The sequence below is a fragment of the Citrobacter sp. Cpo103 genome (assembly GCF_030332605.1).
In the GTDB taxonomy this organism is placed as follows: domain Bacteria; phylum Pseudomonadota; class Gammaproteobacteria; order Enterobacterales; family Enterobacteriaceae; genus Citrobacter; species Citrobacter portucalensis.
The window spans coordinates 209,568-232,031 of sequence record NZ_JAOWHO010000029.1 but is presented as its reverse complement, the minus strand read 5'-3'; the positions used below and the strand labels follow the sequence as shown (position 1 = coordinate 232,031).

Genomic DNA, 22,464 nt, shown 5'->3' with positions numbered 1-22,464 from the left:
AAATAAGTGGTCTGACCTGATCATAGTCTTAACCAATTTTTTACATTTAGCCAAGCGGAGAGAAAAGAAAGTGGGAGCTAAGACACAGTGAATAATCACTGACAGTTACGAAAAAGCCCTTGCTATCAGATAGCAAGGGCTTTTGCAGAGGGGGATTAACGCAGGCCCAGCTGGAAGATCAGCGTTTCAGCTTCACAGGCAAAAACAAAGTCGATATCCAGACGCACACCTTCTGACTCTTCAGTAAAGGTCGAGGTGATTTGGCAAGGCTCAGATTCCACGCCACGCGCCTTTTCAGTCAGAGCGGCCAGCGTTTCTTCTGCCTCTGCGCGGTTCGCGAACACACGGCTGTAGGACGCGGTGCAATCGGAGTTGTCCATGATGGTGCCAACATCCATACAGCAGCAAACCGGGGTTTCATCAGCACTGCATTTACTCATTGTAGATTTCCTCTGTATTCGCACCTGAGGTGCCAGATAAACGATAGGGATATTTTACGCTCCCATTATTCGCCTCTCCAGTCGTTAATTGTATGAAATGCGATAAGTGACCGAAATCACACTTAAAAATGATCTAAAACAAAAATCGCCCAAACAGGTGAGTGCGCACCCCCGCAATTTTGCCAGCTGGATCGCGTTTCTCTGATCAAATTTGAAAATATTTATAAACATACTTGCAACATTCCAGCTGGTCCGACCTATACTCACGCCACTGGTCTGATTTCTAAGTCGTACCTCAGACCCTACACTTCGCGCTCCTGTTACGGCATGTAACATTGTTTGTATAAAAATAAATCTATGAGGTTATGGTCATGAGCCAGAAAACCCTGTTTACAAAGTCTGCTCTCGCAGTCGCAGTGGCAATTATCTCCACACAGGCCTGGTCTGCAGGCTTTCAGTTAAACGAATTTTCTTCCTCTGGCCTTGGCCGGGCATATTCGGGTGAAGGCGCAATTGCAGATGATGCAGGTAACGCCAGTCGTAACCCGGCACTGATTATGATGTTCGATCGCCCTACTTTCTCAGCAGGTGCGGTGTATATCGATCCAGACGTTAATATTTCCGGTAAATCGCCATACACCGGACGCAGCACTGATGCGGACAACATCGCGCCTACGGCGTGGGTTCCCAATGCTCACTTCGTGATGCCTATCAACGAACAGTTTGGTTGGGGTGCTTCCGTTACCTCAAACTATGGCCTGGCTACCGAATTTAACGACAGCTACATCGTCGGTGAATACGGCGGTAAGACCGACCTTAAAACGGTCAACCTTAACCTGAGCGGCGCCTACCGTCTGAATGATAGCTGGAGCTTCGGTCTCGGTTTTAACGCCGTTTATGCTGATGCAAAAATTGAACGTTATTCTGGCGAGCAGACGGCTGCATTACCGAAGGTCAGCAACAAAATTGCCAGCCTGAAAGGGGACGAATGGGGCTACGGTTGGAACGCCGGGATTCTGTACGAACTGGATAAAAATAACCGTTATGGTTTAACGTACCGTTCTGAAGTTAAAATTGATTTTGATGGCGATTATAAGAGTGGCATCCGTACCCAGGCGAATGCTATACCTGGCGCTGGCACTACATTCCCATGGGGAACGACCAATGCCACTGTCCCGGGTTCTCTGACACTTAACCTTCCTGAAATGTGGGAATTGTCAGGTTATAACCGTATTGCACCACAGTGGGCTATCCACTACAGCATGGCCTATACCAGCTGGAGTCAGTTCCAGGAGCTGAAAGCCACAGGTTCCAATGGACAGACACTGTTCTATAAAGAAGAAGGCTTCAAAGATTCTTACCGCATTGCATTGGGTACGACTTACTATATGGATAAAAGCTGGACGTTCCGTACCGGTATTGCTTATGACGATAGCCCGGTTCCAGCAAGTAAGCGTTCCATCTCGATTCCGGATCAGGATCGCCTGTGGTTGAGTGCAGGTACAACTTATGCGTTCAATGACGATGCCTCTATCGACGTCGGTGTGTCTTACATGCACGGACAAAAAGTAACAGTGCAAGAAGGCAACTATACTTTCGACTCTGAAGGTAAAGCCTGGCTGTTTGGTACAAACTTCAACTACGCATTCTGATTTTCTTCAGACGTAAAAAAGGTGAGCTTTTTAGCTCACCTTTTTATTTGCCCAATTCCTTACTCAGAATCGATCTCTTTTAAATCATCCTGAATATCTTTCGCGTTCGGGTTTTCTTCTGGTTTGAGTTTCCCGCCGTTCGCAATAAAGTCATGACGCTGGAAGTAAGCTTCACGCACCATGATGTAAGGATCGGAAGACTGACGCAGCAGACCATCAGAGTCGAGCAATTGCGCGCGAGTTTCAATCCCTTCAACCGTCCATTTGCCTATCGACAACGGCCAGGTCAGCCAGGACAGTACCGGATACAGGGTATCGACCATATCGCCGCCGTCATCACGCAGCGTGAAACTACCGTAGAACGGAAGCTGCATATACGGCCCGTAACCAACATCATAGTGACCTAACGTACTGCCAAAGCGGTGTGGTTCAACGCGCTGCAACTTCGGATTAGCCATACCAGCCACATCGATAAAGCCGCCCATACCTAACAGGGTATTCAGGAAGAAACGGGTAAAGTGCACCATCCCCTGATAAGGATCGCCTTGCAGGAAATAGTTGACCATGACGGCCGGCTCTTCAAGGTTCCCCGTAAAGTTGCTTAAACCATTACGCGCTGGCTGCGGAATATAATCTCGCCAGGCAACAGCTACGGGTCTAACAACGTATGGATCTAAAACATTAAAGTTGAAGTTGTACATGGTGCGGTTGAACCCTTCAAATGGATCCGAACGCCCCTGCTGTTCAGTACCGGAGCTCGCACACCCCACCAAAAGTGTGGTTCCCAGCGCAAGCGCCGACAGGCGAAGCTTCATAAGTGTCTCCCTGTGTTTTATGGCTATCGCTGATTGCCATCCATGACGGAACGATGACGTATCCGCCTGTTTAGATGTGAGCGATTGTAACAGCACGTCAAATGATGTCTATATACCCTGTCTTACTGATTTGATCATAGCCTGGTAATGCGCACTCCGCGGCGGTTCTATTCTAACTAACCCGATAAAAACAAACGTTACTATTTTTGCTATCTCAGACTTTCTCCCGCTGATTTTCGGACAAAAGCCGCTACGCTTTAGCAATACGTGCTTATTCAGGATTAGGCTATGAATGACATCAAGAAAGATAAGATCGATCGACACAGCGACGAGCTCGAGGTGGAAAGCGATGAAAAGCTAACAGGGACAAAGATAGAGCTTGATGAGGACAGACTCCCCTCCCGCGCCATGGCAATCCATGAACATATTCGCCAGGATGGAGAGAAAGAGATGGAGCGTGACGCGATGGCGCTACTGTGGTCAGCCATCGCAGCAGGACTGTCGATGGGCGCCTCATTGCTGGCTAAAGGGATTTTTCACGTACAGCTGGAAGGCGTGCCAGGGGGATTTTTACTCGAGAACCTCGGTTATACCTTCGGCTTTATTATTGTCATTATGGCCCGCCAGCAACTCTTTACCGAAAATACCGTCACCGCTGTACTGCCGGTGATGCAAAACCCTACCCTCGGCAATTTTGGCCTGTTGATGCGCCTGTGGAGCGTGGTTCTGCTGGGTAATATTATTGGCACCGGGGTTGCCGCATGGGCGTTTGAACATATGCCGATTTTTGATGAAGAGACCCGCGATGCTTTTGTCAAAATTGGTATGGATGTGATGAAAAATACGCCAACAGAGATGTTTTCCAACGCCATCATTTCCGGCTGGTTAATTGCCACCATGGTGTGGATGTTTCCGGCTGCCGGAGCGGCAAAAATTGTGGTCATTATTCTGATGACCTGGCTGATTGCGTTAGGTGATACCACGCATATCGTCGTCGGCTCGGTGGAAATTCTCTATTTGGTCTTTAATGGCACGCTGCACTGGAGTGATTTTTTTTGGCCCTTTGCGCTACCAACGCTCGCCGGGAATATCTGTGGCGGAACGTTTATTTTCGCGCTGATGAGCCATGCGCAGATCCGCAATGATATGAGCAACAAACGCAAGGAAGAAGCCAGGTTGCAAGCAAAGCGTGATGAGCAAAAGCAGAAAAACCAGAAAAAACAGGCCTGAATGGTGACTGTTTGAGCAGTCGGGCGGCCTGAGACTTACCGTTGTGAGTAAAAAACGCTATACTCGTGCCGCTTCGTCCCCTTAGTTAAATGGATATAACGAGCCCCTCCTAAGGGCTAGTTGCAGGTTCGATTCCTGCAGGGGACACCATGAATTCTTAGGCATCCAGTCAAAATTCTATCATTTACCAGTCAGTTCATCCCTTGGCCAGGCGGTAAAACGGCACATTCCTCACTGTTGCAGTAAGATTGTCGGACACCATTGTCTGCTTTGTCGCTATCCGCATCCCTGCTTTTCTCAGCCTCAACACATCAGCGGCAATACGCTGGCTGCCAAACCAGAAAAGCCCGTCCAGCGCAGTGACATCAAGGCCCAATTCCAGTGCCAGCTTCAGACGTTCACGCGGCGCTTTTACTGTTTTAGCAATCTGCTGATATGGCGCTTCGCTTGAACCTGCAGGACTAATGCGCCGGATACGATGTGACAGGCGGTACTGAAATTCATCCGGGATCCCGCCGAGACTCGCTTTCAGGCTGTAAACACATCCAAAGCGTTTGCCGTTAAAGATGACGTTTTTCTGACTAAGCTGCAGCTCTTCACGCACGCTGGCAATCAGTTGTGGAGTACGGAGTAATAACAGGCGGAAAGGCAGCTCAAAGCTGGTCACATAGTCCACATTCAATAAAGCAATACGAAGACGTTCTTGGGGCCCCGCCTTCATTTCCCGGCATTCAGCAATAACATCAGCCCACTGGCCGGTAAGACGGGAACACTCTGTCGCCTCAGTAAAACTGTATTTTTCAGCCTGATAATCAATACGCTCAGTCACACTGAATTCCCTTCTGGCCAGATCTCGGTATTGGTTGCTCACTTTACCAGCGACGACATCCCTGTGTCAGAAATCTTTTTCTAACCCACTGAAAGTACCTGACCAATGCTCCTTCCTATCCTCACCATGAGGATACGATAACTAACCGACCCGGTATGTTTTCCGGGTCGGTTAAACGGCGCCACGTCAGACAACAAAACGGTTAACCAGATCCTTCATGGTTGCCGACAGATTGTCCAGCCTCTGGCTGTCGCTCGCCGCCTGAGATACCAACGCCGCATTTTGCTGTGTAACCTGCTCCATCGGTCGCAATGCCAGGTTTATCTGGGTTACCCCTTGTGACTGCTCCGTCGCCACACGAGCGATATCCGCAATATATTGCTTCATACTGGTGGTATTATCCGCCGCGGCTTCCAGCGCGGTAGCAGATGCAGTAACCCGCTCAACACCCTCACTAATTTTGACCATATTCTGCGCGACCAACTCACGGATTTGGTTAGCCTCTTTGGCGCAACGCTGCGAAAGATTTCTCACTTCACTGGCTACGACAGCAAACCCCCTGCCCATCTCTCCTGCCCGAGCAGCTTCCACTGCCGCATTCAGCGCCAGTAAGTTAGTCTGAAACGAAATATCATCAATCGAGGTCACAATATTCGAGATTTTCTCACTGGAAGCGCGAATATCCCCCATGCTCTGGTTCGCCGCACTGGCAACGTTACTGGCCTGTCGGACCTCTTTTTCCAGTCTGATTGTCAGATGCTCCGCTTCGCGGGCATTATCCGCCGTTTGCGTAATCGCAGTTGATAGCTGCTCCATGCTGGCCACAGCTTCTACTATTGATGCAGCCTGTTCATCTGTACGTTGAGCCAGATCCTGATTTCCCGCCGTAATACTGCTACTGGCATCGGACAAAACCACGGAGCCTTGCTTAATCTCCTGTACGATATGCTGAATACTTTCCAGCATCGTGTTATAGGCACGATTAAGTGAGGAAAGCTCATCTTTGCCCGGGGTCGCCAGACGTTGAGTCAGATCGCCATTCATACCCGCAATCTTGCGTAGCGTGTCACTAAACTGACGGTGCATATTAATTGCGATGGCCCCAGCGAACGTCAATGATGCCAGGAGCGCTAACAGGCTAACAGCCATATATATTTGCCAGTTTTTTCGTGCATCCTGCGCGAGTTTTTCTGCATTCACCAACAGACGATTCGCCGTCACATTTTCTATCTGCCGCATCACTTCAATACGCTGGGTTTGTACTTTAAACCAGGTAGTAGGATCGACACCAAATCCACCGTTGGCGGCATGGCTAAACGCGGTTTCACGAAATGCGAGGGCTTTTGACGCTTCTGCTGACTGTAAGCGGCTTTTCAACATGGCTGCCTGTTCCGGTGAACTCAGGCGTAACGATTCTGCCAACCAAACGTTCTGTTTACTGACGACATCACTGAGCTGATGTAACTGTCCATCGGCGAAATGGCCGGAGGAAAAGATATTTGACAGCAGAGCTCGTTCAATACCCGCCTGTTCTTTTAAATTCAGCAGGTTGTAGTAGGCGGCGAATGCGTTTGCCATCTCGCCAGAATCCGTCAACTGCCCCAATCTACCCACAAAATTCAGCACATCAGCAATGACGTTGGTATAAAACTTAACAACATCTGAAGCCGGAAGCCCTAATTGCGTGACGTTCTCCCGTATAGTGGAGAGAGAAAGAATGTTTTTCTTAAACGTGGCGACAGAGGTGGCGACATCCCCTTCCGGTAATACAGTATCGGACAGTGACCGCACAAATACCTCGATCTCGCGATCGGTCAAAGCCCGCTGTGCATTTAACTCATCTTTGAACGTCTTCCCTGCAGCCCCCAGAAACCCGACACTCATACCGCGTTCTTTTTGCAATTCATGCACTACATTTCCGGCACTGTGTGCGAGCGCTGTCAGTTGGGCAATATTCTCCATCTGCCGTTCTGTCTCAATGCGCGTTAATATTCCTGAACCAGCAAACCAACATAACGCCAGTAATAATGGTTGTAGCGCAATTATTAACTTCATTTTCATCGGCATTCGATAAACCCACCACATGCCACTTCCCTCCATTATCCATATTTTCACTATGGTTATCGGCGTAAAGAAGCGGCTCTTTAAATTTGAACAATGGGCAACTGTTTGTTTTTTAGATTAAATTTTTGCCAGCATAACTCTATTTAATTACTTCAATTAGAATAAAACTCTAAATAATTAACACATGCGAATCTATACTCCATTTCATTAACTTATTTGGAATATTATTTTTTATTAAAGAATCAGGTAATCATCAACTGATTCAGAAAGGGAGAGAGATACAGGACAGTGACAGCAGCCCGAGATAACAGCCATGGCGCGGCCGTCATTCTGGCGTCCCGCCGAACGTTAAGGTTATAATCCTTGCAACGATTTTTTGGATTAGAAGCGACAATGACAAAACTTACCCTACAAGAACAGATGCTTAAAGCAGGTCTGGTCAGCAGCAAAAAAATGGCGAAAGTGCAGAGAACGGCGAAAAAATCGCGCGTTCAGGCTCGTGAAGCCAGAGAAGCGGTTGAAGAAAATAAAAAAGCACAGGTCGAGCGTGATAAGCTGCTCAGCGAACAGCAGAAGCAGGCCGCATTGTTTAAAGAATACAAAGCGCAGATCAAGCAACTGATTGAAATGAACAAAATCACCATTTCCCGTGGCGATATTGGTTACAACTTTACTGACAATAACCTGATCAAAAAAGTTTATGTTGATAAGGTAACCCAGTCTCAGTTGATCAAGGGCCGTCTGGCCATTGCCCGCCTGACGGCTGAAAGCAGCAGCGAGAGCGAATACGCCATTATCCCGGCTGTTGTCGCCGACAAGATTGCCCAGCGCGATGCAAGCTATATTGTTCTAAATTGCGAACTGAGCCAGGAAGCGAAGGACGAAGACGATCCGTATGCTGATTTTGTCATTCCTGACGATTTGATGTGGTAAGAAAAACACCCCGATAATCACCCAGAGTTTCGTCGCGTATTTCGGTGAACGCTAGTGCCACCACCGAAATACCGTCACCCGCTCTTCTTCCCCACATGCCATCTGCTAAAACTTATAGTGTTCCTTGCTCAGTCCGTATTTTCTCATGCGCAAATACAGTTTCTTACGCGGAATTTGTAAATACTCCGCCACTTCATTAATGCGTCCCTGATGAATATTGAGCGCTTCGGTAATGATCTGTCGCTCGTACTCGTCGACCCGACGATCGAGCGGTGTCGGTTCGGGCAAATACAGTTGCGGATTCGCGGTTTCAGCCAGTGGCAGTAGCCCAACAGCAAAAAGCTCGGCGGCATTGGCCAGTTCCCGGACATTGCTTAACCACACGCGACGCCGCATGCCTTTCAGTAAATCCACTTCAACTTCAGGCACCGGATGGTTCAGACGCAGACAGGCTTTGTGCAGATAATGACGAAACAGCGGCTCAATATCATCCGGGCGCTGAGACAACGGCTGGCAACCAATTTGCGTCATCGCGAAACAGTAATATAGTTCAGCCACAATCTGGTTGGTTGCCGCCAGTTCCACCAACGAAGTGGCGCCAATGCCAATTAAGCGAAACGGACGCCGCTCCTGACTTTGCAAATGCACCAGCTGGTGCTGCTGTTCGCGCGTCAGGCACTCAATATGGCTCAGGACCAGCGTTCCCCCTTGCGCTTGGGCAATAAGGTCATTGAGTTGCCCCGCATTCTCTAACGTCAACTCCCCACGAATAAACGGTCCTTCAGCGCTGCGCCCAAGCTGATGCAAATAACGGGCACCGGTCATACGTCCGGTTCCCGGCTCGCCATAAAACCAGACGGCAATATCCGTTTCAGCCAGTTGCCGTAAGCGCTGGCGGTACTGATTAACCCAGTCACTGTAGCCGACCAGTTCAACCTGGAGCTTTTGCTGGCAATAGTGACGACGTGCAATCACAGATTTTCTCTGCCGCAACGCGTCCTCTACCAACACCAGCAGTTTGCCAGGATCAACCGGTTTTTGCAGAAAATCCCACGCACCTTTCTTCACCGCGTCCACCGCCATAGGGACATCGCCATGTCCGGTGATCAACAGGATCGGAAGCTGATTGTCATCCTGATGAAACAACGTCATCAGGTCAATTCCATTACAGCCAGGCATACACACGTCGCTCAGGACAATCCCTGGCCAGTCGGCCTGCAACCAATTTCGGGCATCAAAAGGGTTACTGCATGCGAATACATGATATCCCTCCTGTTCAAGCAACAAGGTGTAAGCGTCAAGAACATCGGCATCATCATCAATAAGCAGAACAGAATATTCATCACTCAACATCGTTTACATCCGTCAGATTAAATTGCAGAACGACGCAGGCATTGCGCCCCGGGGTCGACGCCAGGCGCAGTTCGCCGTTCATTTGCATCATTAACGATACACAAATCGATAAGCCAATACCGAGGCCAACATCCTTACTGGTGGTAAACGGTTTTAACAGTGATGGTAATAATGCCCCAGGCCAGCCGGGACCGTTATCGCTGATAAATACGCACAACCGGCTGCCTTCGGTCTGCCAGTGAACCTCTATTTTCGCCGCAACCGGACAGGCATCCAGCGCATTTGCCAGGACGTTTACCAGCACCTGCTGAATACGCACTTCATCACCAGCCACCCACACGCCCCGGTCTGGCAGCGTCAGCGAACCCTGCTGTGGCTTGTGTCGCATGGCCAACAGTTCCCAGGCAGCGTTGAACGTTTGTCGTAGATCGACCGGATGCAGAGGCGTGCCAGGCTCGGCCCGGCGCGCAAACTGACGCAGTGAACGGATAATGGCATCGATGCGAGTAATCAGCCCCTCCGCTTTGGTTAATGTGCTTCTGGCCTGAGCGGGTTGTCCCTGTTCGATTACCCTCCCCGCCGTAAACAGGTACATCGACAGCGCATTCAGCGGTTGATTAATCTCGTGCGCCAGCGTGGTCATAGTCTGGCCGACCACAGCCAGTTTTGCCGTCTGGATCAGCTCATCCTGCGTTGCGCGAAGATCGGATTCAATCTCCTTGCGCTCGATCACTTCCTGTTCCAGCTGATTTTTTTGCGCGCTCAATTGCCCCAGAGTATGGCGCAGCAAGCCTGCGATACGCCCCAGTTCATCGCGTCCATACACCGGGATAGAGGCATCCGTTCTGCCAAGACCAATTTGCACCACGGCCTGGTTGAGCGCAGTAAAACGCTTCACCAGACGCGAGCGAATGAAGTAGTGGTTAAGCCCCCAGGCGAGAAGTAGCGCCAGCAACGTCGCCAGCAGGATAAGCCCACCGCTGACGCGAACAATTTGTTCCAGCCGCTGGTTAAACGTCTGCATTTGCTGATGGCTACTCCCCAGTTGCGCTTCCAGCAGTGTTCGAAAGCGCCCAAGCGTGGCCTCTCTGGCATGGCTGGCATCAACCAGCGCTTTTTGCGCTGCGACATAATCGCGCATCGTATCGGGCATTTTATTTTTCATCATCCCGATTTCCAGCAGCTCATCGATAGTTTGTCGCAGTGTGATAGTGCTGGGCCAGTCATCGAGGGTACGGATATTTTCATCCGCCGTTTTCTTCAGATTTTCCAGGTAGCGGATGTGATTCTCCACCAACATGCCATCGTCGCTACCCGATTTCAGTTCATTGAGCCTGTCGCGTAAATCATCAACGATCTGGTTTTCAATTCTTGCCAGGGTGTAGACCTGCTGCTGCTCGTTTTGCACCTCTCGGGCACGTTTGAGATACAGCGCCGCATCTCCATTTTTGGCCTCGATTTGATCCAGCAACGTCCCCTGCTGCCAGGTAAAATCCTGCACCAGTGAATTCAGCTCAGTAGTAAAATCATCATGTAGCCAATCAATGCGCGCGGAAAGTTCGCTCACTTTTTCGCGTACAAGGAACATGTTGTAGAGCACCCGGTCCAGTTCCGCCATCAGCGCCCGGCTGTCCTGCAAAATCACCGCCAGTTGCTGCTGCTCTGCTGATTGCAACCCCCTGCTCAGCACTTCGATTTTATCCAGATGCGAGATTATCTGATTGCGCAGTTGCAGCCTTACCGTCGTATTGGGAGCCAGCAGGAATTCATTTAGCTGGTCCACAACCAGGTTAAGATTTCCTTCAATCAAGAAAGCGGAATGCACGCGCGGGAAGTAATCATCAAGCGAATAGCGTATCTGCGAGCTCTGCTCATGCCAGGAGTACAAACTGACGCAGCTTACGCTCAACGTCAGTAATGCGCCCGTTAGAAAGGCTCCCCGCAGGCTGCTGCTGATGCTGAGTTGGCGAAGGCGTTGCAGTATCGATCCACCTTTCATTTTAATTCTTCCAGTTTTGATATCGCCTGACGCTGATTTTTAAGAAACCAGAGCTGCCACTCCATCATCTGCTGTTCGGCAACGCTTTTATTATCAAACTGCGCAAGCCAGGCTTCATCTTCACTACTTTTGGCATCTATCGGAACGCTGGTCAGTAAGGCTCTGATTTCGGGTAGCGGGCGTTTCAGGCGCGCTTCCGCACTGTATAGCGCCCGCCATGCATCCTTCAGTTGCGCAAGACGAAAACTGATGGCGGTATCAAACATCCGCTGCACTAACTGTTGCCGCTTAAGGATCAGTCGATAATTAAGCGGAGGCTGGTTCATTAAAATAGCCTGCTGAGCAGCGCGGGGATTATCAGATGCGAGCTGCGTTACCGGATATTTTCCCGTATTCGCATCAGCAAGGATCCGCTGTCCCTCAGGGCTTAACAAATAGCGGATAAAACGACGCGCTTCATTGGGGTGCTGGCTGTTCTTGAGAACAGCCACATAGGTTGGCGATACCGCCGAGCGTGGAAAATAGGTAAAAGCCAGGTGAGGATCGTTAAGCAACAGGTTGGCATAGTTATCAATGACCGGCCCCGCCACGCCCAGGCCACTCTTAATTTTGTCGGCTACGCCAAAACTGCGTGATGAAATCGTCACCAGATTTCCAGCACTCGCCAGCAGCGTCGCCCACCCCGCTTCCCACCCTTTTTGCTGTAGCAATGACTCAACCATCAGATGGTTGGTATCCGAACGCGATGGGCTACTCATCAACAGCGCGTTCTGATATTTGGGCAGCGTTAAGTCCCCCCAGTCGGCAGGAGGCGACAGATGTCGTGCCGCCAGCGCAGAACGATTAATCAACAGACCAAAACCAGATATCGCCACTGCCACGGAGGTCGAACGGATAGAGTCTGGCACCAGCCGCTGGCTTTCCGGCAACGCATTGTCGAAGGGCGCCAGCTTCTGATGTTCCTGCAGATGCTGCAACAGCATAGGGGATGAGGTCAAAATCAGATCAACATTTTCCGCATTCGCGGTATCCAGCAGTTGCTCCAACGAACTGCTGGTCCGGTTTAACGTGCGAATCATCACCGACCCCGGTTCAGTCTGCCAACGCTGAATAATCCAGGCCGTTGCCCCCGGTGAAAAGGTTGTCGCCATTACCAGCTCTTTACCCTGAGCCAGGCAACTCACCGACAATGACATAAAACAGAGCGAGATCGCCCAACAACGCCCCCGGCCCAAAAGTCTGTTTGTGATCCTGTTCATAAATACCAACATGTGCAAAAAATAATATTGAGACAAAACTTACCCGTTTATCACCGACTGGGGGAAGAATAAGGTTATTCGTAGAATAACCAAACGGAAAGTGACGACATCGGTGAAGAATACCCGAAAACGCAGTCTGAATTTGTTAATATCCGCACACGCTAATGATAAAAGCGGCCGTAAAAGAATAGAATTGAAAAGCCATTATTTAAAAAGAGTCAAAATCAGCCACGCAATCCACAAATTGTGTCAATAGTGACTCATTTCATCAACTTGAGTTTCTCTGCCGTCTATTTCACTCTTCACTACGAAAAATCCTGATATTCACATCAATATAAATTTAGGTGATGATATGTTATCCATATTTAAGGCAGGGCCTTCAGCAAATAAAGTCCCGGCGGAGAAAGTCCAGGAAACTTATGGCCGATACCGCATTCAGGCATTACTCAGTGTATTTCTTGGCTATCTCGCATACTATATTGTGCGCAATAACTTCACGCTCTCAACACCGTACCTGAAAGAACATCTGGATCTCAGTGCCACGCAAATTGGTCTACTCAGCAGTTGTATGCTTATTGCCTATGGGATCAGTAAAGGCATTATGAGTAGTCTGGCAGACAAGGCCAGCCCTAAGGTCTTTATGGCATGCGGCCTGGTTCTGTGCGCCATCGTAAACGTCGGTTTAGGATTCAGTACCGGATTCTGGATTTTTGCCGCTCTGGTCGTTTTCAATGGCTTGTTCCAGGGAATGGGCGTTGGTCCTTCATTTATTACCATTGCCAACTGGTTTCCGCGTAAAGAACGTGGACGCGTCGGCGCATTCTGGAATATTTCTCACAACGTTGGCGGTGGTATTGTCGCTCCGATTGTTGGTGCCGCCTTTGCCATTTTAGGGAGCGAGCACTGGCAAAGCGCCAGCTATATTGTCCCGGCCGGTGTTGCCGTACTGTTTGCTTTTATTGTGCTGATGCTGGGGAAAGGTTCACCGCGCCAGGAAGGCTTACCGGCTCTGGAACAAATGATGCCGGAAGAAAAAGTAGTATTAAATTCCCGACACGCTGTCCAGGCACCAGAAAATATGAGTGCCTTCCAGATTTTCTGCACCTATGTGCTGCGTAATAAGAATGCCTGGTATGTTTCACTGGTAGATGTCTTCGTCTATATGGTGCGTTTTGGCATGATTAGTTGGTTGCCTATTTATCTGTTAACCGAAAAACATTTCTCGAAAGAGCAAATGAGCATCGCTTTTCTGTTTTTTGAATGGGCGGCAATCCCTTCCACATTACTGGCGGGCTGGCTTACCGATAAACTGTTTAAAGGCCGTCGCATGCCGCTGGCCATGATTTGTATGGCGCTGATTTTCGTCTGTTTGATCGGCTACTGGAAAAGTGAATCCCTGCTGATGGTCACTATTTTTGCCGCCATTGTGGGTTGCCTGATCTATGTTCCACAGTTCCTCGCTTCTGTTCAGACGATGGAAATCGTTCCCAGCTTCGCAGTAGGTTCTGCAGTAGGACTGCGCGGATTTATGAGCTACATTTTTGGCGCATCGCTGGGCACCAGTCTGTTTGGCGTAATGGTCGACAAAATGGGGTGGCACGGCGGCTTCTATCTGCTGATGGGGGGTATTGTTTGCTGCATCCTGTTCTGCTACCTCTCTCATCGCGGTGCGCTGGAACTTGAACAACAGCGAAAAAATGCTCAACAAGAAGAAGCATCACTCCAGTTGGCGGATGCCCGGTAATTCATTTCGGTCTCACAAAAAAGTGCCAGCGATGCTGGCACTTCAATAAACTCAGACAAATAATAAATAACTTAAGGTGATAATTTATTGCTAAACGTAACATTCCAAATTATTGCTTACCGTCTGCGACCATAAAGCGAATGATCAAACCACATGCCGGGGCAAGAAACAGGAATAATCCAGTTACCATTTCGTCACCATTGGTCAGCCGCATAGTAAAAACGTAAATTAATGCCGTAAGGATGGCCATGCCGAGAAAAGCGCTAATTGACGCCGCAGCGCCTATAACCTGCCAGATATAGCAACTGACGCACAGAATGCTCAGTATGAGAAAGATCCAGAAATAGAGCATAGCGATACCTCCTGTCTGCCGTAAACTTAACGTAAGTCCTTACACTCCCTTAACTTTATATTCTAAGACAATTCCTATCCGCATGCAATTTGAGCAACATTTTATTCACAAAGATCATTCAACCGCTTACTATTACACTGTTTCTCCGTCGTTTATTTAATTATCATAAAAACAACGAATTATATATAGGCGAAATTTTGCCCTTAATCGCCCTAAAAACATTTACGAATCTTGAGTAATTATTTCTGGCTGACATTAATTTTCGGGTGTACATTGTGCGTCCGATCATTCATGCCCCCTCGTGGTTTTGTCCTGACTCAGTTTTACACTCTTTACAGGAACCAATGTCGTTCATGGCGGCCTAACGATCAGTGCAGAGTGTAAAGCGACAGGCAAAGAATCTTCGCGATACATCTATTTCGTATCAACAACAGGTGCTTATGTTCCCCCAATGTAAATTTTCACGCGCGTTTTTACATCCGCGCTACTGGCTCACATGGTTTGGTGTTGGTGTGCTCTGGTTGCTGGTACAGCTTCCCTATCCCGTATTGTGTTTTCTTGGTACCCGTACAGGAACGCTGGCTCGTCCATTTTTAAAACGCCGTGAATCTATTGCACGTAAAAATCTCGAACTCTGTTTCCCAAATCTGTCGCAGGAAGAAAGAGACAAACTGGTCGATGAGAATTTCCGTTCGCTCGGCATGGGGCTGCTTGAAACAGGTATGGCCTGGTTCTGGCCGGACCGTCGGGTGCGTAAATGGTTTGATGTAGAAGGGCTGGACAACCTGAAGCGCGCTCAGATGCAAAACCGTGGCGTGATGGTCGTTGGCGTACACTTTATGTCGCTCGAGTTGGGTGGTCGCGTAATGGGGCTTTGCCAGCCAATGATGGCAACCTATCGCCCGCACAATAATAAGTTGATGGAGTGGATCCAAACCCGCGGTCGTATGCGCTCCAACAAGGCGATGATCGGCAGAAATAATCTGCGTGGTATTGTCGGCGCCCTGAAAAAAGGCGAGGCAGTGTGGTTTGCCCCCGATCAGGACTATGGTCGTAAAGGGAGTTCATTCGCCCCCTTCTTCGCAGTCAAAGACGTGGCGACCACCAACGGTACCTACGTACTGTCACGATTATCGGGCGCAGCAATGCTGACCGTAACCATGGTGAGAAAAGCGGATAACACCGGTTACCGCCTGTTCATCACCCCGGAAATGGAAGGTTACCCGGCAGATGAAAGCCAGGCTGCGGCGTATATGAACAAAATTATCGAAAAAGAGATCATGCGTGCACCCGAGCAGTATCTCTGGATCCACCGTCGCTTCAAAACTCGCCCGATGGGTGAAGCTTCGTTGTATATCTAAAAAGAAAGGCCGTAAGGCCTTTCTTTTTTTCTACGGTTGAATTACTTAACGCCCCATTTGCTGTGCAGTTCAGCCATTCGCTCGCTGTAGTTGCGGGCGATGCAGGCTGATTTATCCTGTTCCTTCCAACACTCGTTACGCCCTTTCACCCAGCCGCGTTGTTCTGCTTTCAGCGTCGGGTTATTGCTCGATTTAACCAGCGCCTGCTTGTAGGCTCCGTTTAACGCTAAATCCATTTCTGAGAGCGAAGGACTCTGGCAGATAATCTCTTCGATACTGCCTTTTTCAACCGCAGCGCATGAAAAAGAGGGTCCCGTGCTGGTCGATTTTTTGGCCCCAGAAAAGTCAATATTATCTTCAGGCAGGCATACCCCGTGCTTTCGATTCGGCCCACTCCAGGAAACGTCCGGATTTCCGTCATCTTTACGAGAAATAGAAACCGTATTGTTCCCGCTTTTAGCCTCCCAGTAATTTTCATTGAAGGCCTTCACCGTCGCCTTCGAGCCATCAATCCAAACATTGCCTTTACCATCACTATTCACCCCACCAATACTTGCGCAGCTGAAATTAAACGCCAACGGTGAGGCCGCCATCGACGTCAATGGCGTAAAAACGAGTGCTAACATCATTAATCTGGTCATTTTTAACCTTTTCATTATCTCATTCCGCGAAAAATTAACCGCATTAACATCATGGCGATATGAGAATTCTCCGAGTAACCATTTCGTCGCTCAATAACAATTTATTACCGGCAGAAATTAAACTGTCGCCGAATCACGACAGTTGTAAGTTATTAAAATTAAATAAAAAAATGCCTCTTGTCTCTCCTCATTTTTAGGCGTACATTAGCGCCGTCTGGAGCATTAAAGCTCAGAATTCTGAGGTGATGCAGCCAAGCAAATGAGGGGTATTCTCCCTTTCGTTCGCGAGTGCATCAGCTCTCTGTCAGGTAAGCATATGTTCATTTAGACGTACCCCAGGTACGCGGAGAGATGAAAAGTGAAATATTTCTTTATGGGCATTTCTTTTATGGTCATCGTTTGGGCCGGTACTTTCGCCCTGATGATCTAAAATAAAAGACGCAGCAAAAAAACAGGAGCCATCAGGCTCCTGTTTTGCATTTTGGGGAATCATTCTGTCAGTCGGTACTTTCAGAAGCCGATTTTGCACTGGTCGGTAACAGGCCATCTGCGCGAAACATCGCCTTGATGCCGCGAATAGCCTGACGGGTACGGTCACGGTTTTCAATCAACGCAAATCGCACATGCGTATCACCATAATCACCAAACCCAATCCCTGGCGAAACGCATACCTTCGCTTCGTTCAGCAGCTTCTTGGCAAACTCAAGTGACCCCATCCCGGCGTATTGCTCTGGAATTTTCGCCCAAACGTACATTGAGGCCTTTGGCATCTCGACCATCCAGCCTGCTTCATGCAGTCCTTTGACCAGCACATCACGACGACGTTTATATTGCTCAGCGATATCCCGCACACATTGCTGATCGCCTTCCAGCGCGGCAATTGCCGCAACCTGCAGTGGCGTAAAGGTCCCGTAATCGTGATAGCTCTTGATTCGCGCCAGCGCGTTCACCAGCGTTTTGTTGCCCACCATAAACCCGATACGCCATCCCGCCATGTTGTAGCTTTTCGACAGGGTGAAAAATTCAACAGCGACTTCGCGAGCGCCGGGTACCTGCATAATCGATGGTGCCTTCCAGCCGTCATAAACAATATCAGCGTAGGCCAGGTCGTGAACCACCAGCACGTCATAGCGTTTAGCCAGGGCCACCACTTTCTCAAAGAATTCCAGCTCGACGCACTGCGCGGTCGGGTTGGATGGGAAACCTAAGATCATCATCTTCGGCTTCGGGTAACTTTCGCGTATTGCGCGTTCCAGCTCATTAAAGAAGTCGACACCCTCAACCAGCGGCACTGAACGCACCTGCGCGCCGGCAATCACCGCGCCATAGATATGGATGGGATAACTTGGGTTGGGCACGAGGACCGTATCACCGTGATCGAGCGTAGCCAGCATCAGGTGCGCCAGCCCCTCTTTGGAACCGATGGTCACAATGGCTTCGGATTCAGGATCGATCTCAACGTCATAGCGTTCCTGGTACCAGCGGGAAATCGCCCGACGCAAACGCGGAATGCCGCGTGAGGTGGAATAACCGTGAGTATCCGGGCGCTGCGCCACGGTACACAGTTTTTCAACAATGTGAGGAGGCGTGGCCCCATCCGGGTTCCCCATACTGAAATCGATAATATCTTCGCCGCGCCGACGCGCAGCCATCTTCAGTTCAGCGGTGATGTTAAAAACGTACGGGGGAAGGCGATCAATACGCGTAAAGCGACGTTCAGGGCGGGAGTCTGCCATAATATCCTCAGATTAACGTTAGCGCCCGGACCGTCCGAGCGACGCTGCCACGATGGTGGCACGTTTAGAAAATAGCCTGAATAATTTCCTTCTGTCGAGAGGCAAAACAAAATATTTTTTCCTGACGAAAAAGAGGAACAGCTGAGTAAAATGAGGAAATATTCATTTTCACAACTCGCTTAAAATTACCATCATTTAACATTTTGTTGTTAAATACATTACCTTGAACGCAGCACTCACAGGACAGGTATTGTAAATACAACAATCATGCAACAATCCCCTTTTAATATTATGGTTTTTCCCCATTAGCTCTGAACTGCGGGGGTGCTGGTCATCCTGCCTCAGGTTACCTATCATAGTGGTTTAACCCTTGCGCAAGAGTCACCCGTGCACGAAATATTCAATATGCTGCTGGCGGTATTTGACCGGGCAGCACTGATGCTGTTCTGTCTGTTTTTCCTGATTCGTATCCGCCTGTTTCGCGAACTGTTGCACAAGTCAGCCCACTCCCCAAAAGAGCTGCTCGCCGTTACCGCGATTTTCTCCATGTTTGCCCTGTTCAGTACCTGGTCAGGCGTACCGGTAGAAGGTTCTCTGGTCAATGTGCGTATTATCGCGGTCATGTCAGGAGGGATCCTGTTCGGTCCATGGGTCGGCATTATTACGGGGCTGATCGCAGGCACCCACCGTTACCTGATCGATATTGGCGGCGTAACTGCCCTACCCTGCTTTATTACCAGCATTCTGGCTGGCTGCATTGCCGGGTGGATCAACCGAAAGATCCCCAAAGCGCAGCACTGGCGCGCGGGTATTTTAGGCGGAATGCTGTGCGAATCACTGACCATGATCCTCGTCGTCGCCTGGGCACCCACCACTGAACTGGGGCTGGATATTGTCTCAAAAATCGGTATCCCGATGATCCTCGGCAGCGTCTGTATTGGTTTTATCGTGATGCTGGTACAAAGCGTTGAAGGTGAGAAAGAAGCCAGCGCTGCAAAACAGGCCAAGCTGGCGCTGGATATCGCCAACAAAACGCTGCCGCTCTTTCGTCAGGTCAACAGCGAGTCGTTACGTCAGGTGTGCGAAATTATTCGCCACGATATCCACGCTGACGCGGTTGCCATCACCAATACTCAGCACGTTCTGGCCTATGTTGGCGTTGGAGAGATCAACTACCGCGATAACGATGACTTCGTCAGCCCCACCACGCAGGAAGCCATAAATCACGGTAAAATTATCATAAAAAACAATGATGAAGCGCATCGCACCCCGGAAATTCACTCCATGCTGGTGATCCCGCTTTGGGAGAAAGGCGTTGTGACCGGCACGCTGAAGATCTACTACTGTCACGCTCATCAAATCACTTCCTCGTTACAGGAAATGGCGATCGGTCTGTCGCAAATCATCTCCACCCAGCTTGAAGTCTCCCGCGCAGAGCAACTACGAGAAATGGCAAATAAGGCAGAGCTACGCGCGCTGCAAAGCAAAATAAATCCCCATTTTCTGTTTAATGCCCTGAACGCGATTTCATCGTCGGTGCGGCTTAACCCGGACACCGCACGTCAGCTCATTTTTAATTTGTCGCGCTATCTTCGCTATAATATTGAATTAAAAGACGATGAGCAGATCGACATCAAGAAAGAGCTGTATCAAATCAAGGATTACATCACCATCGAACAGGCCCGCTTTGGCGACAAGCTGACCGTTATTTATGATATCGATGAAGAGGTAAGCTGTTTTATTCCCAGCCTGCTGATTCAGCCGTTGGTCGAGAACGCTATCGTCCATGGGATCCAGCCCTGCAAAGGGAAAGGTGTGGTCACCATCAGCGTTGCGGAGTGCGGCAACCGGGTACGGATTGCCGTACGAGATACGGGTCATGGTATCGACCCAAAAGTGATTGAACGGGTCGAGTCCAATGAAATGCCGGGCAATAAAATTGGTCTGTTGAATGTGCACCATCGCGTTAAGCTGCTCTACGGTGAGGGATTACATATCCGCCGTCTGGAGCCAGGCACAGAGATTGCCTTTTATGTACCTAATGTGCACTCGCCCGCAGCCGCGCCAACTACATTATTGCTTTAACCAGGAGTGAAGTCGTGAAAGTCATCATTGTTGAAGATGAATTCCTGGCCCAACAGGAACTGAGCTGGCTGATAAAAGAGCACAGCCAGATGGAGATTGTCGGCACGTTTGACGATGGTCTGGACGTGCTGAAATATCTCCAGCACAACCGCGTTGACGCCATTTTTCTGGATATTAATATTCCCTCGCTGGATGGCGTATTGCTGGCACAAAATATCAGCCAGTTCGCACATAAACCCTTTATTGTGTTTATTACCGCGTGGAAAGAGCATGCTGTTGAAGCCTTCGAACTGGAAGCTTTTGACTACATTCTGAAGCCGTACCAGGAATCACGCATTGTCAGCATGCTGCAAAAGCTGGAAGCCGCCTGGCAGCAACAGCAAACGGGAACGTCCCCTGTAAGTCCGGTGGCCCGCGAAAACGATACGATCAACCTGATCAAAGATGAGCGGATCATCGTGACCCCAATCAACGACATCTACTACGCTGAAGCGCATGAAAAGATGACGTTCGTCTATACGCGACGAGAATCATACGTCATGCCGATGAACATCAGCGAATTTTGCAGCAAGCTGCCGGCTTCGCATTTCTTCCGCTGCCACCGCTCGTTCTGCGTAAATCTGAATAAAATCCGCGAGATCGAACCCTGGTTTAACAACACTTATATTTTGCGTTTAAAGGATCTGGAATTTGAAATCCCGGTTAGTCGGAGTAAAGTGAAAGAGTTCAGACAGTTAATGCACTTATAGCGCAGAGAAAGAACGATGAAAGAGCCAGGCCTACCCGCAGACCAACAGTTTTTCGCCGATCTGTTCAGCGGCCTGGTGTTAAACCCGCAGCGCCTGGGGCGCGTGTGGTTCGCAACCCAGCCAACCACGCTACCGACCGGTAGTTTATGTATTGACCTCCCGCGCCTCGATATCGTGCTACGTGGGGAATACAGCAACCGGCTGGAAAAACAGCAGCATAGTCTGGCGGAAGGCGACATGCTGTTTATCCCGGCGAAAGCGGCGAATCTGCCCGGCAGCGATAAACCTGTGATGCTGCTTAGCCTGGTGTTTTCCCCGGCATGGCTGGGACTCTCTTTTTACGATAACCGAACCGCATCGCTGTTACGTCCAGTTCGCCGTATTGAGCTACCGCATCCGCAACGTGGCGAAGGCGAGGCGATGCTCACTGCATTAACCCATTTAAGCCGCTCTCCTCAGGCCCAGGATATTATTCAGCCGCTGGTGCTTAGCCTGCTGCATCTGTGTCGTAGTGTGGTCAATACCCGCCCTGACGCAGAGCGTCCGCGCGCTGAATTTCTCTATCACAGTATGTGTAATTGGGTACAGGATAACTATGCTCAACCGCTGACCCGGGAAAGCGTGGCGCTTTTTTTTAATATCACACCCAATCACCTGTCAAAAGTGTTTGCCCAGCACGGTACCATGGGGTTCGTCGAGTATCTGCGGTGGGTCAGAATGGCGAAGGCACGCATCATCTTACAGAAATACCATCTGTCGATTAGCGAAGTCGCACAACGGTGTGGATATCAGGACAGTGATTATTTCTGCCGCCTGTTCCGACGTCAGTTTGGCCTGACGCCCGGAGAGTACGGCGCACGCTTTCAGTCGGCGCGTTAAGTGAGACAACACCAACGCTGTTAGTAATATCCGTTTGCCTCGTTGTAAAATAGCGGCCTTTAGCCAAATCCTACTGGCTTACTCGATAAAGTGAATATGCGATGAAAAACAGACGTGCACTCTCCCTGATGTGTTTTCAAATGCTGGAATCAGGTGCGGATCGTCAGACCGTGAAAAGAGCCCTCACCTCCCGCCGAGTTAAAGGTCGTCAGGCGGTGGTTCTGCTCTGCAAGCAAGAGATGAAACTGTTAAGAGCCGGGAAACTGCCGGGGCACAACACGCCGCATTGATGATTTCACTTTCCGGTAGCGTTTACCCAGCCTGCAACCACAACGTAGCAGGC

20 protein-coding genes and 1 tRNA gene are annotated in these 22,464 nt (G+C 49.6%); 11 read left to right on the top strand and 10 right to left on the bottom strand.

All coding sequences use genetic code 11. The features are described 5' to 3' along the window. Positions 1-155: 155 nt before the first annotated feature. Positions 156-440, bottom strand: a complete 285-nt coding sequence (locus tag OGX89_RS09840; protein ID WP_003834838.1) for a YfcZ/YiiS family protein — start codon at positions 438-440, stop codon at positions 156-158. A 371-nt stretch (positions 441-811) separates the two neighbouring features. Here OGX89_RS09840 and fadL point away from each other — a divergent pair, with 371 nt between their 5' ends. Beyond that, positions 812-2,092 (top strand): long-chain fatty acid transporter FadL, encoded by a 1,281-nt coding sequence (gene fadL / locus OGX89_RS09835; RefSeq protein ID WP_003028188.1) that lies wholly within the window; start codon positions 812-814, stop codon positions 2,090-2,092. A 59-nt stretch (positions 2,093-2,151) separates the two neighbouring features. Here the strand turns inward: fadL and mlaA are convergent, their stop codons facing one another. Continuing rightward, a complete protein-coding gene (gene mlaA, locus OGX89_RS09830) occupies positions 2,152-2,907 on the bottom strand; it encodes a phospholipid-binding lipoprotein MlaA (protein WP_125112644.1) in 756 nt (251 codons plus the stop codon). A 288-nt stretch (positions 2,908-3,195) separates the two neighbouring features. On the opposite strand from mlaA, the gene OGX89_RS09825 reads away from it, so the two are divergent. Together OGX89_RS09825 and OGX89_RS09820 are read left to right on the top strand one after the other, a co-directional pair. Then, positions 3,196-4,137, top strand: a complete 942-nt coding sequence (locus OGX89_RS09825) for a formate/nitrite transporter family protein (protein ID WP_125112645.1) — start codon at positions 3,196-3,198, stop codon at positions 4,135-4,137. A gap of 75 nt (positions 4,138-4,212) precedes the next feature. Further along, positions 4,213-4,287, top strand: a tRNA-Arg gene (locus OGX89_RS09820). Positions 4,288-4,333: 46 nt separating this feature from the next. Here the strand turns inward: OGX89_RS09820 and OGX89_RS09815 are convergent. Together OGX89_RS09815 and OGX89_RS09810 are read right to left on the bottom strand one after the other, a co-directional pair. Continuing rightward, positions 4,334-4,966 (bottom strand): ECs1377 family protein, encoded by a 633-nt coding sequence (locus tag OGX89_RS09815; protein WP_125112646.1) that lies wholly within the window; start codon positions 4,964-4,966, stop codon positions 4,334-4,336. Between the two features lie 186 nt (positions 4,967-5,152). Then, positions 5,153-7,051 (bottom strand): methyl-accepting chemotaxis protein, encoded by a 1,899-nt coding sequence (locus OGX89_RS09810; RefSeq protein WP_125112647.1) that lies wholly within the window; start codon positions 7,049-7,051, stop codon positions 5,153-5,155. A 372-nt stretch (positions 7,052-7,423) separates the two neighbouring features. Between OGX89_RS09810 and OGX89_RS09805 the strand changes: the two genes are divergently transcribed. Beyond that, positions 7,424-7,963 (top strand): DUF2058 domain-containing protein, encoded by a 540-nt coding sequence (locus tag OGX89_RS09805; RefSeq protein ID WP_125112764.1) that lies wholly within the window; start codon positions 7,424-7,426, stop codon positions 7,961-7,963. A 105-nt stretch (positions 7,964-8,068) separates the two neighbouring features. On the opposite strand, the gene pgtA is transcribed toward OGX89_RS09805, so the two are convergent. The 3 genes from pgtA to pgtC are packed head-to-tail and all read right to left on the bottom strand — an operon-like array spanning position 8,069 to position 12,511. Beyond that, positions 8,069-9,316 (bottom strand): two-component system response regulator PgtA, encoded by a 1,248-nt coding sequence (gene pgtA, locus OGX89_RS09800; protein WP_125112648.1) that lies wholly within the window; start codon positions 9,314-9,316, stop codon positions 8,069-8,071. After that, entirely contained in the window at positions 9,306-11,300 is a 1,995-nt protein-coding gene (gene pgtB, locus OGX89_RS09795; RefSeq protein WP_286560565.1) for a two-component system sensor histidine kinase PgtB, read from the bottom strand. Before pgtB ends, pgtA begins: the two co-directional genes overlap by 11 nt. 11 nt (positions 11,301-11,311) lie before the next feature. Next, entirely contained in the window at positions 11,312-12,511 is a 1,200-nt protein-coding gene (gene pgtC, locus OGX89_RS09790) for a phosphoglycerate transport regulator PgtC (protein ID WP_125112650.1), read from the bottom strand. 415 nt (positions 12,512-12,926) lie between these two features. Here pgtC and pgtP point away from each other — a divergent pair, with 415 nt between their 5' ends. Next, positions 12,927-14,318, top strand: a complete 1,392-nt coding sequence (pgtP, locus tag OGX89_RS09785) for a phosphoglycerate transporter PgtP (protein ID WP_003834854.1) — start codon at positions 12,927-12,929, stop codon at positions 14,316-14,318. Between the two features lie 109 nt (positions 14,319-14,427). On the opposite strand, the gene OGX89_RS09780 is transcribed toward pgtP, so the two are convergent. After that, complete coding sequence (locus tag OGX89_RS09780; RefSeq protein ID WP_003834857.1) at positions 14,428-14,670, bottom strand: DUF2545 family protein; 243 nt, start codon at positions 14,668-14,670, stop codon at positions 14,428-14,430. A gap of 440 nt (positions 14,671-15,110) precedes the next feature. Here OGX89_RS09780 and lpxP point away from each other — a divergent pair, with 440 nt between their 5' ends. Then, the gene (lpxP, locus tag OGX89_RS09775; protein ID WP_020996694.1) at positions 15,111-16,031 is read left to right on the top strand and encodes a kdo(2)-lipid IV(A) palmitoleoyltransferase; all 921 of its coding nucleotides are present in this window, start codon (positions 15,111-15,113) and stop codon (positions 16,029-16,031) included. Between the two features lie 41 nt (positions 16,032-16,072). Here lpxP and OGX89_RS09770 read toward each other — a convergent pair whose 3' ends face one another. Continuing rightward, positions 16,073-16,687 (bottom strand): lysozyme inhibitor LprI family protein, encoded by a 615-nt coding sequence (locus tag OGX89_RS09770; protein ID WP_125112651.1) that lies wholly within the window; start codon positions 16,685-16,687, stop codon positions 16,073-16,075. 343 nt (positions 16,688-17,030) lie between these two features. Here OGX89_RS09770 and ypdK point away from each other — a divergent pair, with 343 nt between their 5' ends. After that, positions 17,031-17,102 carry a membrane protein YpdK gene (gene ypdK / locus OGX89_RS09765; RefSeq protein WP_010723117.1) on the top strand — a complete coding sequence of 24 codons (72 nt, stop codon included), beginning with the start codon at positions 17,031-17,033 and terminating at the stop codon, positions 17,100-17,102. A gap of 67 nt (positions 17,103-17,169) precedes the next feature. Here the strand turns inward: ypdK and alaC are convergent, their stop codons facing one another. After that, a complete protein-coding gene (gene alaC, locus OGX89_RS09760; protein WP_125112652.1) occupies positions 17,170-18,408 on the bottom strand; it encodes an alanine transaminase in 1,239 nt (412 codons plus the stop codon). A gap of 387 nt (positions 18,409-18,795) precedes the next feature. Between alaC and OGX89_RS09755 the strand changes: the two genes are divergently transcribed. The 4 genes from OGX89_RS09755 to OGX89_RS09740 all read left to right on the top strand — a co-directional run bounded on the left by OGX89_RS09755 (position 18,796) and on the right by OGX89_RS09740 (position 22,411). Then, positions 18,796-20,493: a sensor histidine kinase gene (locus OGX89_RS09755; RefSeq protein ID WP_008785387.1), complete on the top strand. Its 1,698-nt coding sequence runs from the start codon at positions 18,796-18,798 to the stop codon at positions 20,491-20,493. A 14-nt stretch (positions 20,494-20,507) separates the two neighbouring features. Next, positions 20,508-21,242 carry a LytR/AlgR family response regulator transcription factor gene (locus OGX89_RS09750; protein ID WP_003834866.1) on the top strand — a complete coding sequence of 245 codons (735 nt, stop codon included), beginning with the start codon at positions 20,508-20,510 and terminating at the stop codon, positions 21,240-21,242. A gap of 15 nt (positions 21,243-21,257) precedes the next feature. Next, positions 21,258-22,121, top strand: coding sequence for an AraC family transcriptional regulator (locus OGX89_RS09745; RefSeq protein ID WP_003834867.1), 864 nt, complete (start codon positions 21,258-21,260; stop codon positions 22,119-22,121). A gap of 101 nt (positions 22,122-22,222) precedes the next feature. Continuing rightward, positions 22,223-22,411 (top strand): hypothetical protein, encoded by a 189-nt coding sequence (locus OGX89_RS09740; protein WP_032934510.1) that lies wholly within the window; start codon positions 22,223-22,225, stop codon positions 22,409-22,411. Positions 22,412-22,464 lie beyond the last annotated feature (53 nt).

What these genes read in the sequence shown, in the direction of transcription:
- OGX89_RS09840 (WP_003834838.1), bottom strand. Translation starts at nt 440, where the DNA reads ATGAGTAAATGCAGTGCTGATGAAACCCCGGTTTGCTGCTGTATGGAT.
- fadL (WP_003028188.1), top strand. Translation starts at nt 812, where the DNA reads ATGAGCCAGAAAACCCTGTTTACAAAGTCTGCTCTCGCAGTCGCAGTG.
- mlaA (WP_125112644.1), bottom strand. Translation starts at nt 2,907, where the DNA reads ATGAAGCTTCGCCTGTCGGCGCTTGCGCTGGGAACCACACTTTTGGTG.
- OGX89_RS09825 (WP_125112645.1), top strand. Translation starts at nt 3,196, where the DNA reads ATGAATGACATCAAGAAAGATAAGATCGATCGACACAGCGACGAGCTC.
- OGX89_RS09810 (WP_125112647.1), bottom strand. Translation starts at nt 7,051, where the DNA reads ATGTGGTGGGTTTATCGAATGCCGATGAAAATGAAGTTAATAATTGCG.
- OGX89_RS09805 (WP_125112764.1), top strand. Translation starts at nt 7,424, where the DNA reads ATGACAAAACTTACCCTACAAGAACAGATGCTTAAAGCAGGTCTGGTC.
- pgtA (WP_125112648.1), bottom strand. Translation starts at nt 9,316, where the DNA reads ATGTTGAGTGATGAATATTCTGTTCTGCTTATTGATGATGATGCCGAT.
- pgtC (WP_125112650.1), bottom strand. Translation starts at nt 12,511, where the DNA reads ATGTCATTGTCGGTGAGTTGCCTGGCTCAGGGTAAAGAGCTGGTAATG.
- pgtP (WP_003834854.1), top strand. Translation starts at nt 12,927, where the DNA reads ATGTTATCCATATTTAAGGCAGGGCCTTCAGCAAATAAAGTCCCGGCG.
- OGX89_RS09780 (WP_003834857.1), bottom strand. Translation starts at nt 14,670, where the DNA reads ATGCTCTATTTCTGGATCTTTCTCATACTGAGCATTCTGTGCGTCAGT.
- lpxP (WP_020996694.1), top strand. Translation starts at nt 15,111, where the DNA reads ATGTTCCCCCAATGTAAATTTTCACGCGCGTTTTTACATCCGCGCTAC.
- OGX89_RS09770 (WP_125112651.1), bottom strand. Translation starts at nt 16,687, where the DNA reads ATGAAAAGGTTAAAAATGACCAGATTAATGATGTTAGCACTCGTTTTT.
- alaC (WP_125112652.1), bottom strand. Translation starts at nt 18,408, where the DNA reads ATGGCAGACTCCCGCCCTGAACGTCGCTTTACGCGTATTGATCGCCTT.
- OGX89_RS09745 (WP_003834867.1), top strand. Translation starts at nt 21,258, where the DNA reads ATGAAAGAGCCAGGCCTACCCGCAGACCAACAGTTTTTCGCCGATCTG.
- OGX89_RS09740 (WP_032934510.1), top strand. Translation starts at nt 22,223, where the DNA reads ATGAAAAACAGACGTGCACTCTCCCTGATGTGTTTTCAAATGCTGGAA.